This window comes from Paracoccus sp. J39, assembly GCF_000518925.1.
GTDB lineage: Bacteria > Pseudomonadota > Alphaproteobacteria > Rhodobacterales > Rhodobacteraceae > Paracoccus.
Window position 1 is genome coordinate 35,694 of the sequence record NZ_JAEN01000010.1, and the last position, 12,498, is coordinate 48,191.

Consider the following 12,498-nt stretch of genomic DNA (forward strand, 5'->3'; position numbering starts at 1 on the left):
ATAGAGGGTGCAGAACCAAAGGAAAAGCCTTGCGCGCGCCGCGATTGCCTGCTGATCTGCGCCGAGTTCAGCCGCGCGACCGACATGCCAGAGCCAGATCCAGCCGTCCCCTCCGTTCCGGAGCCGATTCCGGCCCCTTCCGCGTCCCGGCCGCGGCGCTATGTCTTCCTGCTTCTGGAACGGTTCACCATGGCCTCCTTTGCCGCCGCCATCGAGCCGCTGCGGCTGGCGAACCGGCTTGCCGGCCGCGAGCTTTACGAATGGCGGCTGATCGGCGAACAGGCCCAGACCGCCACCTGTTCGAACGGCACGCGCATCCTGCTGGACGGCCCGCTGACCGAAACCCGGCGCGACGATACGGTGCTGGTCTGCGGCGGGCTCGACGTGGGCCGTGCGACGACCCGCTCGGTGCTGGCCTGGCTGCGGCGCGAGGCCCGGCGCGGCACCCGCATCGGCGCGCTCTGCACCGGCACCTGGGTGCTGGCCGAAGCCGGCTTGCTGGACGGCCGCCGCTGCACCATCCATTGGGAAAACCAGGACGGATTCGCCGAGAAATTCCCCGATGTGACCCTGATCCGCACGGTTTTCGTCGAGGACGGCAACCGGCTGACCGCCGCCGGCGGCACGGCCGCCATCGACCTGATGCTGCGCCAGATCGCCCGCGACCACGGCGCCGAACTGGCCAGCCGCGTGGCCGACCAGATGATCCACACCGCCATCCGCTCGGAGGAGGACCACCAGCGCCTTTCGGTCCCGACCCGCATCGGCGCCCGCCATCCCCGGCTGGCGCAGGTCGTCGCCCGCATGGAGGCCAATATCGAGGACCCGATCAGCCCGGCGCGGCTGGCCTCGGAAGCCGGGATGTCGCCGCGCCAGCTGGAGCGGCTGTTCGCGCGCTACCTGGGCCGCTCGCCCAAGCGCTATTACATGGAAATCCGGCTGGAACGCGCCCGCAACCTGCTGCTGCAGACCGAGATGAGCGTGATGGAAATCGCGCTGGCCAGCGGTTTCGCCTCGGCTGCGCATTTCTCGAAATGCTACCGCGCCACCTATGGCTGCACCCCCTATCGCGAGCGCGGCGCGGCGGCGGCGGGCTGAGGGGGTCATTTCGCTGCGGCACGCGGCCGATTTGCCGCTTTCGCCGGTCGCCAATACGCTTTTCTTTTCATCCGCGCGCTTATAACCTGTCAGACAGGACAATGTTCCACTCAGGGAGACGACTGATGAAAAAGCTTCTTCTGGCCAGCGCCGCCGGAGCCTTGCTTGCCGGTGCGGCCGGTGCCGAGGAAATCAAGATGGGCATTTCGCTGGGCCTGACCGGCCCGCTGGAATCGATCTCGCCCGCGATGCAGAAGGGCGCGGAACTGGCGATGAAGGAGGTCTCGGACAGCGGCAAGCTGCTGGACGGTTCGACCATCGTGCCCGTGGTGGCCGACAACACCTGCGCCGACGCCGCCGCCTCGGTGGCCGCGGTCGAACGCCTGGTGACGGCCGAGGGCGTCAAGGGCATCATGGGCGGCATGTGCTCGGGCGAAACCATCGCCTCGCTGGAACGGGTCGGCGTGCCGAACGGCGTGGTGATGATCTCGCCCTCGGCCACCTCGCCGGCGCTTTCGACGATCGACGACAAGGGCTTCTTCTTCCGCACCTCGCCCTCGGACGCGCGCCAGGGCGAAGTCATGGCCGATATCGTGCTGGAGCGCGGCATCAACAGCGTCGCCGTCACCTATACCAACAACGATTACGGCAAGGGCCTCGCCGACAGCTTCGCCGAGGCCTACAAGGCCAAGGGCGGCAGCGTCACCGTGGTCTCGGCCCATGACGACGGCAAGGCCGACTATTCGGCCGAGGTCGCCGCGCTGGCCGCCGCCGGCGGCGATGCGCTGGTCGTGGCCGGCTATGCCGACCAGGGCGGCTCGGGCATCATCCAGGGTTCGCTGGACACCGGCGCCTTCGAAACCTTCGTGCTGCCCGACGGCATGGTGAACAACGTCTTGGTCGAGAAATTCGGCACCCAGCTGGAAACCTCGTTCGGCCAGAACCCCTCGGCCGAGGGCGAAGGGCACGAGAAATTCGACGCGCTGGCCAAGGAAGCCGGTTTCGACGGCACCTCGGCCTATGCCGGCGAATCCTATGACGCCGCCGCGCTGATGCTGCTGGCCATGCAGGCCGCCCAGTCCTCGGACCCCAAGGTCTACAAGGACAAGGTGATGGAAGTCGCCAACGAGCCGGGCGAGAAGATCTATCCGGGCGAGCTGGCCAAGGCGCTTGAACTGCTCGCCGCGGGCCAGGACATCGATTACGTCGGCGCCACCTCGGTCGAGCTGATCGAGCCCGGCGAAAGCGCCGGCGTCTATCGCGAGGTCGACTTCAAGGGCGGCCAGCTGAACGTGGTCGGCTACCGCTAAGGCGGACGGTCGGGAAGGGTCCGGTCCGCCGGGCCCTTTTCCTAATCAAAAGCAATCCCGTAACGGGAATTCTTCATGCAACGCATGAAGCTGGGGAGCGACATGATCCAGGTCCGGGACCTGCACAGGCATTTCGGAGGCTTCCGCGCCGTCGATGGCGCCAGCCTGACGATCGAGAAAGGCTCGATCACCGGTTTGATCGGCCCGAACGGCGCCGGAAAATCCACACTTTTCAACGTGATCGCCGGGGTTCTGAAACCGACCTCCGGCCAAGTCACCATGGCGGGCGAGGACATCACCGGCCTGCCGCCGCACGAACTGTTCCACAAGGGGCTGCTGCGCACTTTCCAGCTGGCGCATGAATTCTCGTCGATGACGGTGCGCGAGAACCTGATGATGGTTCCCGGCGGGCAATGCGGCGAGACGCTGGTCAATACCTGGTTCCGCCGCGGCCGCATCCGCGAGGAAGAGCGCGCGCTTCGCAAGAAGGCCGACGAGGTGCTTGACTTCCTGACCATTTCCCATGTCGCCGATGAAAAGGCCGGCAACCTGTCCGGGGGCCAGAAGAAGCTGCTGGAACTGGGCCGCACCATGATGGTGGACGCGAAGATCGTCTTTCTGGACGAGGTCGGCGCCGGGGTGAACCGCACGCTTCTGGGCACCATCGGCGACGCCATCGTGCGGCTGAACAAGGAACGCGGCTATACCTTCTGCGTGATCGAGCACGACATGGATTTCATCGGCCGGCTCTGCGATCCGGTGATCGTCATGGCGGCGGGCAAGGTGCTGGCCCAGGGCTCGGCCGACAGCATCATGAAGAACGAGGCGGTAATCGAGGCCTATCTGGGCACCGGGCTCAAGAACAAGGTCGCTGCCGAAGTGGCCGAGGAGGCCGCCTTCGGCGAATCGCACGGCGCCCAGCCCGGCCTTGGCGCCGAGGCCGGACGCGGCGGCGACGGCAAACCGGCGGGAGAGCTGTGATGGCAGAGCCCTATCTTTCCGCCACCGCCATGCGCGGCGGCTATGGCAAGGCCGACATCCTGAACGGCTGCACGCTTACCGTAGACAAGGGGCAGATCGCGGTGATCGTCGGCCCGAACGGCGCCGGCAAATCGACGGCGATGAAAGCCGTCTTCGGCATGCTGCACCTGCGCGAAGGCCAGGTCGCGCTGGCCGGCGAGGACATCACCCCTCTCAGCCCGCAGGAACGGGTGCGCAAGGGCATGGGCTTCGTGCCGCAGACCCACAACATCTTCCCGACCATGACGGTCGAGGAAAACCTGGAAATGGGCGCCTTCATCCGCGAGGACGATTACCGCGACACCATGGCCCAAGTCTATGAGCTGTTCCCCGCCGTGGCCGACAAGCGCAAGCAGAATGCGGGCGAGCTTTCCGGCGGCCAGCGCCAGCAGGTCGCCGTCGGCCGGGCGCTGATGACCAGGCCCAGCCTGCTGATGCTGGACGAGCCCACCGCAGGGGTCAGCCCCATCGTCATGGACGAGCTGTTCGACCGCATCATCGAGGTCGCTCGCACCGGGATTTCCATCCTGATGGTCGAGCAGAACGCCCGGCAGGCGCTGGAGATCGCCGATATCGGCTATGTCCTGGTGCAGGGCGCCAACCGCTACACCGACACCGGACAGGCGCTGCTCGCCGACCCCGAGGTCCGCCGCACCTTCCTGGGGGGCTGAAGATGGATATCCTGAACGCCCTCGTGGCCATCCTGAACTTCGTGGTGATCCCCGCCACCGCCTATGGGGCGCAGCTGGCGCTCGGCGCGCTGGGGGTGACGCTGATCTACGGCATCCTGCGCTTTTCCAACTTCGCCCATGGCGACACCATGGCCTTCGGTGCCGCGCTGGTGATCCTGATCACCTGGGGGCTGCAATCCATCGGCGTCGGGCTGGGCCCGCTGCCCACGGCACTGCTGGCCCTGCCCGTCGGCATCGCGCTGACGGCGGTCTTCGTGCTGGGCACCGACCGCGCGGTCTATCGCTTCTATCGCAGCAAACGCTCGGCGCCGATCATCCTGGTCATGGCCTCGGTCGGGGTCATGTTCATCATGAACGGTCTGACCCGGCTGGTGATCGGCGTCGACGAGATCCGCTTCGACGACGGGGCGCGTTTCCTGATCAGCGTGCAGCAGTTCCGCGCCTGGACCGGCCTGTCCGAGGGGCTGTCGCTGCGCGTCAGCCAGGCGCTGACGCTGGTGGTGACGGCGCTGGCCTGCTGGGCGCTGTTCCGCTTCCTGAATCGCTCGCGCGCCGGCAAGGCGATGCGCGCCTATTCCGACAACGAGGATCTGGCGCTGCTTTCCGGCATCGACCCCGAGCGGGTGGTGCGCCTGACCTGGATCATCGCCACCGCGCTGGCGGTGACGGCGGGCACGCTTTACGGCCTGGACAAGTCCTTCAAGGTCTTCAACTATTTCCAGATCCTGCTGCCGATCTTTGCCGCCGCCATCGTGGGGGGGCTCGGCAATCCCCTGGGTGCGGTGGCCGGCGGCTTCATCGTCGCCTTCTCGGAGGTCGCCGTCACCTATCCCTGGCGCAAGATCGCCACCTATCTGGGCTTCGAGCCCCAGGGGCTGCTGCAACTGCTGTCCACCGAATACAAGTTCGCGGTCAGCTTCGTGATCCTGATCGTGGTCCTGCTGTTCCGGCCGACCGGCCTGTTCCGCGGCAAATCCGTCTGAGGAGGGCGTTTATCCATGTCGAATACACGTCAAGCCGAAGCGGTCAGCCCCTGGCGCGCGCCGGTGCTGTTCCTGATCCTGGCCGCGCTGTTCCTGGCCGAGGGCAGCTTTCGCAACGCGCTGTTCTCGGGCAGCTGGAACACGGCGCTGGCCATCCTGAACATGGGGCTGATCTCGGCCGTCATGGCGCTGGGTGTGAGCATGCAATGGGGCTATGCGGGGCTGTTCAACGCCGGCGTCGTCGGCTTCCTGGCGCTTGGCGGGCTGGCGCCGGTGCTGGTCTCGACCGCGCCGGTGCAGGGCGCCTGGGCGGCGGGCGGGCCGCGGCTGATCCTGGCGCTGCTGGTGGGGCTGGGAACGCTGGCGCTGGCGGCGCAGGTGTGGAGGCGCGTCCCGGGGCTTTTGCGCGTGCCCTCGCTGATCGCGGTACTGGTGGTGGGATTCGTGCTCTATCGCTGGCTGTTCGATCCGGCGGTGATGGCGATCGAGGCGAACAATTCCGCCCGTGCCGGCAATATCGGCGGGCTGGGCTGGCCGGTGCTGCTGTCCTGGCCGGTCGGGGCGCTGTTCGCCGCCGCGGCCGCTTGGGGCATCGGCAAGGTGGCGCTGGGGCTGCGCTCGGACTATCTGGCCATCGCCACGCTGGGCATCGGCGAGATCATCGTGGCGGTGATGCGCAACGAGGAATGGCTGTCGCGCGGGGTCAAGAACGTCTCGGGCATCCCGCGCCCGGTGCCCTATGAGCTGAACCTGCAGAGCGATCCCGATTTCGTGGCCCGGGCCGCGGAATGGGGGCTGAGCCCGGCCGTGGCCTCGGGCATCTGGGTCAAGCTGCTCTATGCCGGCCTGTTCGGCGCCGTGCTGCTGGCGCTGATCCTGCTGGCCGAGCTGGCGCTGAAATCGCCCTGGGGCCGGATGATGCGCGCCATCCGCGACAACGAGACCGCCGCCGAGGCCATGGGCAAGGACGTCACCCGCCGCCATCTGCAGATCTTCGTCATCGGCAGCGCGGTGATCGGCCTTGCCGGCGCGATGATGGTCACGCTGGACGGGCTTCTGTCGCCGAACAGCTTCAATCCCCTGCGCTATACCTTCCTGATCTGGGTGATGGTGATCGTCGGCGGCTCGGGCAACAACTGGGGTGCGGCGCTGGGGGCGATCCTGATCTGGTTCCTGTGGATCAAGGCCGAGGTCTGGGGGCCCGAATTCATGCGGCTGGTCACCGGCCCGATGCCGGCGGGCGCCCTGCGCGACCATCTGCTGGGCAGCGCGCCGCATATGCGTTTCATCGCGCTGGGGGTGGTGCTGTTGCTGGTGCTGCGCTTCGCGCCGCGCGGGCTGGTGCCCGAGAAATAGCAGGCGAAGCCGCGGGGGCCTTGCCCCCGCACCCCCAGGGTATTTGGAAAACAGAGAAAGGCGCGGATCCGGGCCTTTCCCTCAGGCCGCAGTCAGGGTGACCGGCCTCTGGTCGCCCAGGGCGAAGCGGCGCAGCACCGCAGGATAGAGCCGGTGTTCCTGCACCAGCACCCGGGCGGCGAGGGTCTCGGCCGTATCGCCGGGCAGGATCGGCACCCGGGCCTGGCCGAGGATCGGGCCGGCGTCAAGCTCGGGCGTGACCAGGTGGACGGTGGCGCCGGCCTCGGCATCGCCGGCCTCGATCGCGCGCCGATGGGTATGCAGGCCGGGATATTTCGGCAAGAGCGAAGGGTGGATGTTCAGCATCCGGCCCTGGAAGCGCCGAACGAAATCCGGGGTGAGGATGCGCATGAAACCGGCGAGGCAAAGGATGTCGGGCTGCGCGGCCAGCAAGGGTTCCAGCAGCGCCGCCTCGAATGCGGCACGGTCGCCGCCGAAGGCGCGGTGGTCGATGGCGAAACTCGGCACGCCCATGGCCTCGGCCCGGGCGAGCCCGGCCGCCTGCGGATCGTTCGAGCCGACGACGACCGGCCGGGCCGGATGGTCGCCGGCCATCGATTCGACCAGCTTGACCATGTTCGAGCCGCCGCCCGAGATCAGGATGGCGACGCGTTTCACCGCAGCCGGCCGCTGTAGCGCACGCCCGCGCCGGGGCTGACATGGCCGAGCCGGATCACCGTTTCGCCCTGCGCCTTCAGCAGCGCCTCGAGTTCGACAGCACGGTCCGCGGTGACGGCCAGGATCATGCCGATGCCGCAGTTGAAGGTCTTGAGCATTTCGGGCGCGGCGATGGAGCCGGCCTCGGCCAGCCAGTCGAAGACCGGCGGCAGGCTGAAGCTGTCGAGATCGACCTCGGCCCCCAGCCCCTCGGGCAGCACGCGCGGCAGGTTCTCGGTGATGCCGCCGCCGGTGATATGCGCCGCGGCATGCACGCCCCCGGCGCGGATCGCCGCAAGCACCGGCCTGACATAGAGCCGGGTCGGCACCAGCAGCGCCTGGCCCAGCGTGCCCGCCGCGAAGGGGGCGGGCGCGTTCCAGTCCAGCCCGGCATGATCCGCCACCTTGCGCACCAGCGAGAAACCGTTGGAATGCACCCCGTCCGAGGCGAGGCCCAGCAGCACGTCGCCATCCGCCACCCCGGCGGGCAGCGCCGTGCCGCGTTCCATGGCGCCGACGGCGAAGCCGGCGAGGTCGAAATCGCCCTTGCCATACATGCCCGGCATCTCGGCCGTCTCGCCGCCGATCAGCGCGCAGCCCGAGCGCCGGCAGCCCTCGGCGATGCCGGTGATGACGCGGGCGGCCTCGTCGACCGAAAGCTTGCCGGTGGCGAAATAGTCGAGGAAGAACAGCGGCTCGGCGCCCTGGCAGACCAGGTCGTTCACGCACATCGCCACCAGGTCGATGCCGAGCCCGTCGAGTTCGCCCGTGTCGATGCCGATGCGCAGCTTGGTGCCGACGCCGTCGGTGGCCGCCACCAGAACCGGGTCCTGGTAGCCGGCGGCGCGCGGATCGAACAGCGCGCCGAAGCCGCCCAGCCCCTCCATCACGCCGGGCCGGCGGGTGGCGGCGGCGGCGGGCTTGATCCGCTCGACCAGCGCATTGCCCGCGTCGATATCCACTCCGGCCTCGGCATAGGACAGGCCGCTTTTGCGCTCGGTCATCTTGGGGTCCCCTTTGCTTTGACGCCCCGATAGCGCAGGCGCGGCGCGCAGGCAATGATCGGCTGCGGCCGCGGCGGGATTCGCCTGCAGGCTGGCGGCCGCATCCCCCTGATCCGGCGCGGCTTCTTGCTGTTCCGGCGGGCTGCGAGGGATTAAGATCGATTTCCAACCCTAACGAGGCCCGCGGCGAATCAAATGCCTGCCATGCTGAGTCTGATGGGAACGGTGCGTCTGCGGGGCGCCGGCGGGGCGGACCTGACCCCCCGCAGCCAGAAGGCGCGTGGCGCGCTGGCGCTGCTGGGCACGGCACCGGACCTGCGGCTCAGCCGCGCCCGTCTGCAGGACCTGCTGTGGAGCGAGCGGGCCAAGCAGCGCGGCTCGGACAGCCTGCGGCAGATGCTGCGGGAATTGCGCGGGGCGCTGGGGCCGGAAAAGGATATCCTGCTGGCCGGCGTGGGCTGGGTGGGGCTGGACCCCGAGCGGCTGCGCATCGACCTGACGCCGGTCTATGACGCCGGCGGCGCGCCGATCGAATTCGCCGCCGATCTGGACATTCCCGACCCGGAATTCGAGACATGGCTGCGCGACATGCGCCTGCGGCTGACGCCGGACAGCGACGGGCCGACCGCGCTGCAGCGGCTTCCCGCCCCGGCCGTGCCGGCCCGAAGCGACGGCGACGCCGCCCCCGGCGATTATGTCGTGGCGCTGCAGCCGGTCGAAAGCAATGACAGCCGCGCCCATGTCATCGGCGAGATGATCCTGAACGAGGCCGCCGCCCGCGCCTGCGAGATGATCCCCGCGGTGCTGGCCGACCGCATCGCCGTCAAGGCTCCGGCGACGGGCACGCAGGTCGGGGCGATCTGCTATTCCGCGGGGGTCGATTGTTCGCTGATGGTGGTGATGCGCGACCTTGCCTCGGGCGCGCGGGGCTGGACGCGGCGCTTCACCATCCGCGCCGCGGACGAGACCGCGACCATGCGCCATGCGGTGGCGCAGATCGCGGTGGCGCTGCTGGACCGGGCGCGGCGCACCGCGCCGCCGGCAAAGGGCCTGACCTTTCCGGTCTGGGACGTGTTCAGCTATTCCCGCGACCGTCTGGAATCCGCCGACCGCATCCTCGCCTCGCTGCCGCAGGAGCGGCAGAGCGGCGTGGCCCTGGCGCTGCGCTCCTATCTGCGCCACACGCTGATCAGCGAGCGGCTGACCCGGGACCCGGCGCGGTGCTCGGAAGAGGCCGAGACCTTCGCGCAGCTGGCCCGCGATCTGGCGCCGGCCAGTCCGGTGGTGCTGGCGGTGGCCTCGCTGTCGGCCTCGTGGCGACGGGACGCGGTGGGCGCGCTGGAGCTGGCCCAGGCCGCCTGCCGCAACGATCCCGACAACGAGCTGGCCTGTCATGCGCTGTCGCAGGCGCTGACCGATGTCGGCCGCGACCTGGAGGCGCTGGAGGCGACCGAGCGCGGCGCCCGCGGCGCCCTGGCCGAGCTGGGCCCGGCCTGCTGGCTGATGCGCCGCGCCATGGTGCAGCTGCGGCTGGGCCGGCTGGGCGATGCCGAAAACTCGGCCGCCGCCGCCTTTGCCTTCGCCACCGACAACCGGCCCTCGCTGCGCTTTCTGGCGGCGCTACGCTATCATCGCGGCGACGAGGCGGGCGCGGCGGACGCGTTGCGGCATCTGCGCCGGATCGAGCCGGATTTCTCGCTGGAGCTGATGGCCGATCCCGATTACCCGGTCGCGGCGCTGCGCATGGCCGGGCTGATGGGGATCACGCGCTCGGGCCTGTGACGCGCTCAGGGCGCCACCATCACCTCGAAGGCGATGGGCGCCCTGCCCTCGCCCGGCTCGACCACCAGCCGGGCGCGGCCCGGGGCGACGGCGCAGAAGGCCAGGACGCAGCGCGGAGCCGGCGGCGCGGCGGGCTGTTCGCCTGGCGGTTCTGCACGCAGCTCTTCGGGCGGTTCGGGGCCGGCAAGGACCGGCGCGCCCTCGATCCGGGCCAGGCCCGGCTGCCGGATGGCGGCCCCGGGAAGGCTGTCCAGATGCATCTCCAGCCGGTCGCCGCAGCGCAGGGACACGGGCTCGGCGGCATGCGCCTCGTGCAGGATGCAGGTCCGGGGCCGGTGCGGCGCCGGATAGCGCAGCGGCGGCGCGCCGGTGGCCATGGCGCGTTGCATGCTGTCGAGCCAGGCGTCGCGCAGCTGCGCGTCGGTCAGGTCGGCCCGGTCCAGCCGCGCCCCGGTCAGGTCGGCGCGCTCCAGCACCGCGCCGCGCAGGTCGGCATCCGACAGGTCGGCCAGCCCCAGGCTTGCCCCCGACAGGTTGGCCTCGCGCAGCCGCGCACCCGCGGCGCGCGCCGACCACAGGCTGGCGCCGCAGAGCTGGGCGCCGGTCAGGTCGGTCCGGGTCAGGTCGGCATAGGACAGGTCCGCCCCCACCAGCGTCATGCCCGACAGGTCCAGCCCGGCCAGATCGGCCCCGGCCAGGCGCAGGCGTCCCGTCGTCGCGATGCGCCGCACGATCTCGGCGCGGGTGTATTCCGCCATCGTCCCCTCGTTACCGCTTCGCGCCGGTCCATGCGGCGGGAGAAGTGCCCGGAGGCGGCTGCCTCCGCCCCCGGGCTACCGGATCGTCAGTCACCCAGGTCAGACTGGATCCAGTAACGCTTGCGAAAGCCGCGCACGCATTCGATCTCGATGCCCTGCCGGGCGACGAGTCGTGCGGTGTTGCTGCGGATTCCGTATCCGATTTCCGTGGTGTCCGGCAGGATGCGCAGGCTGAGCGGCGCCGCCCCGCGCGCCGCAAGGTCGCGCATCAGCCGCGCCGAATGCTGCGCCAGGATGCGCGGGATGGCCTGCGGTTCGGGCTCGGGCAGGCCCTCGGGCCGCGCGGGCGGCGGCGGATCGTCGGGCAGGCCCTGGCGATGGGCGCGCGGGGCCATGCGCTCCGCCACCCGGCGCAGGGTCGATTCGATGCGCAGGACGGTGCCGTCCGGCCGCATGGCCAGCCGCAGGCTGCCGGTTTCGGGGGTCAGGACCGGGATGCCGTCGATCGCCTGGCGGAATTGCACGATGATCTCGTCCAGGTTCTCTTCCGGCGGCTCGTCCGGCCGGCGCAGGCTGGCGGTCGCCGACATGGCCAGCGCGATGCGGTCGAAGACCAGCTCGCTTTCGGTCGGCAGGAAACCGTATCGCCGCAGGGCGCTGCGCGCGCGGGCGATCAGGGCGCGGCGCTGCAGGGGGGTGCGCGGACCCTGCCCCGGCCCGCCGGGTGCAAGCTCCAGCAGGATGCGCCCGTCGGGCCGGCGCTGGAAGCGGACCGGACCCTGACGAACCGACAGGCAGCCCTGCGCGTCGCCCCGCACCAGCGCCGGATCAAGGCCGAGCCGCGACAGAACCTCTTCGGCCAGGGCGTGGTCCCCGGCCACCGGAACCAGCCGCACCGCCGAGAATTCGGCTGGCGGCTCGGCCAGCGCCGGCTCGCGCTGGTAAAGCGCGGCCGGGGCGTGCCAGCGCCAGGCCCAGCATTCCGTCGCGCCGCGCTGCGGCTGGAACCGCCGCTCGGAGAACAGCATGGCCAGCGCCGCCTCGCGCTTGGGCGCGCAGGCGCAGACCACCGGGTTCTGGTCATGCGCCACATCCCAGGCGCCGTCCAGCCAGGCCTGCGCGAAGGACTTGCCCATTTGCCAGTGCTGCCAGAAATTCGCGCCGTAGCGGCCGGAATCCCAGCAACTCGAATCGAAGCCGAACAGCATCCGCAACCCGTGATTGGCCGGGCCCCAACTGCGCAGCGGGCTGTGGCCCGGGCCGACCCGCAGCGACTGGCTGGTGGACCAGAACAGATAGCGCAGCGCACCCGAGCCAAGCCGCATCCGGTCCGAGGTCAGGCAGGCGTCCGTCCCGGCCCAAAGCGCGCCCATCGGCAGGTGAAAGCTGCCGTGCTCGTCCATCCGGCCATGGCCGGCGTGATAGAACACCCGCACCGAATCCATGTCGCGGCCCGGAGCATGTTCCGTCGCCCGCCGGTCATAGATCCAGGATTTCACCGCCGCGTCCCGGCGCCAGAAATCCGGCGTGGCAAAACGATCGACCGCGTCCAGAAAGCCGCCCGCGTCGCGATGCGCGGCATGCAGCGCGCCGGCGGCGCGATAGGTCTCGACGCTGCAGGCGCCATAGAGGCGGCCGCCGGTGCCGTTCCCGCCCTGCCCGGGGGCCTCCTCGGCCGGATCCTGCGGGTCCGGGACAGCCGGGCCCTGCATGGCGCGCGGATCGCGGATCATGCCGAAACGGGGAACGAGATCTTCCATGCCGTGAGCTCCTTGCAG

General features: G+C 69.8%; 11 protein-coding genes. 7 read left to right on the forward strand and 4 right to left on the reverse strand.

Annotated features, from left to right (window positions below; all coding sequences use genetic code 11):
* Window positions 1-84 precede the first annotated feature (84 nt).
* The 6 genes from L632_RS0111290 (at window position 85) to L632_RS0111315 (ending at window position 6,459) form a co-directional block, all read left to right on the forward strand.
* Window positions 85-1,098, forward strand: coding sequence for a GlxA family transcriptional regulator (locus L632_RS0111290; protein ID WP_051416178.1), 1,014 nt, complete (start codon window positions 85-87; stop codon window positions 1,096-1,098).
* A 125-nt stretch (window positions 1,099-1,223) separates the two neighbouring features.
* A complete protein-coding gene (locus L632_RS0111295; protein ID WP_028712362.1) occupies window positions 1,224-2,408 on the forward strand; it encodes an ABC transporter substrate-binding protein in 1,185 nt (394 codons plus the stop codon).
* A gap of 102 nt (window positions 2,409-2,510) precedes the next feature.
* Entirely contained in the window at window positions 2,511-3,389 is an 879-nt protein-coding gene (locus L632_RS0111300; RefSeq protein WP_036698098.1) for an ABC transporter ATP-binding protein, read from the forward strand.
* The gene (locus L632_RS0111305) at window positions 3,389-4,099 is read left to right on the forward strand and encodes an ABC transporter ATP-binding protein (protein ID WP_028712360.1); all 711 of its coding nucleotides are present in this window, start codon (window positions 3,389-3,391) and stop codon (window positions 4,097-4,099) included. The genes L632_RS0111300 and L632_RS0111305 overlap by 1 nt, the downstream gene beginning before the upstream one ends.
* A gap of 2 nt (window positions 4,100-4,101) precedes the next feature.
* On the forward strand, window positions 4,102-5,103 hold the full coding sequence (locus tag L632_RS0111310; RefSeq protein ID WP_028712359.1) for a branched-chain amino acid ABC transporter permease: 1,002 nt from the start codon (window positions 4,102-4,104) through the stop codon (window positions 5,101-5,103).
* A 15-nt stretch (window positions 5,104-5,118) separates the two neighbouring features.
* Window positions 5,119-6,459, forward strand: coding sequence for a branched-chain amino acid ABC transporter permease (locus tag L632_RS0111315; protein ID WP_028716824.1), 1,341 nt, complete (start codon window positions 5,119-5,121; stop codon window positions 6,457-6,459).
* 81 nt (window positions 6,460-6,540) lie between these two features.
* Here the strand turns inward: L632_RS0111315 and purN are convergent, their stop codons facing one another.
* On the reverse strand, window positions 6,541-7,137 hold the full coding sequence (gene purN, locus L632_RS0111320) for a phosphoribosylglycinamide formyltransferase (RefSeq protein WP_028712357.1): 597 nt from the start codon (window positions 7,135-7,137) through the stop codon (window positions 6,541-6,543).
* Window positions 7,134-8,180, reverse strand: a complete 1,047-nt coding sequence (gene purM / locus L632_RS0111325) for a phosphoribosylformylglycinamidine cyclo-ligase (protein ID WP_028712356.1) — start codon at window positions 8,178-8,180, stop codon at window positions 7,134-7,136. Before purM ends, purN begins: the two co-directional genes overlap by 4 nt.
* 216 nt (window positions 8,181-8,396) lie before the next feature.
* Here purM and L632_RS0111335 point away from each other — a divergent pair, with 216 nt between their 5' ends.
* On the forward strand, window positions 8,397-9,962 hold the full coding sequence (locus L632_RS0111335) for an SARP family transcriptional regulator (RefSeq protein WP_232220968.1): 1,566 nt from the start codon (window positions 8,397-8,399) through the stop codon (window positions 9,960-9,962).
* 5 nt (window positions 9,963-9,967) lie between these two features.
* On the opposite strand, the gene L632_RS0111340 is transcribed toward L632_RS0111335, so the two are convergent.
* Entirely contained in the window at window positions 9,968-10,720 is a 753-nt protein-coding gene (locus L632_RS0111340; protein ID WP_028712354.1) for a pentapeptide repeat-containing protein, read from the reverse strand.
* Window positions 10,721-10,806: 86 nt separating this feature from the next.
* The gene (locus L632_RS0111345; RefSeq protein ID WP_084637795.1) at window positions 10,807-12,480 is read right to left on the reverse strand and encodes a DUF6345 domain-containing protein; all 1,674 of its coding nucleotides are present in this window, start codon (window positions 12,478-12,480) and stop codon (window positions 10,807-10,809) included.
* Window positions 12,481-12,498: the final 18 nt, after the last annotated feature.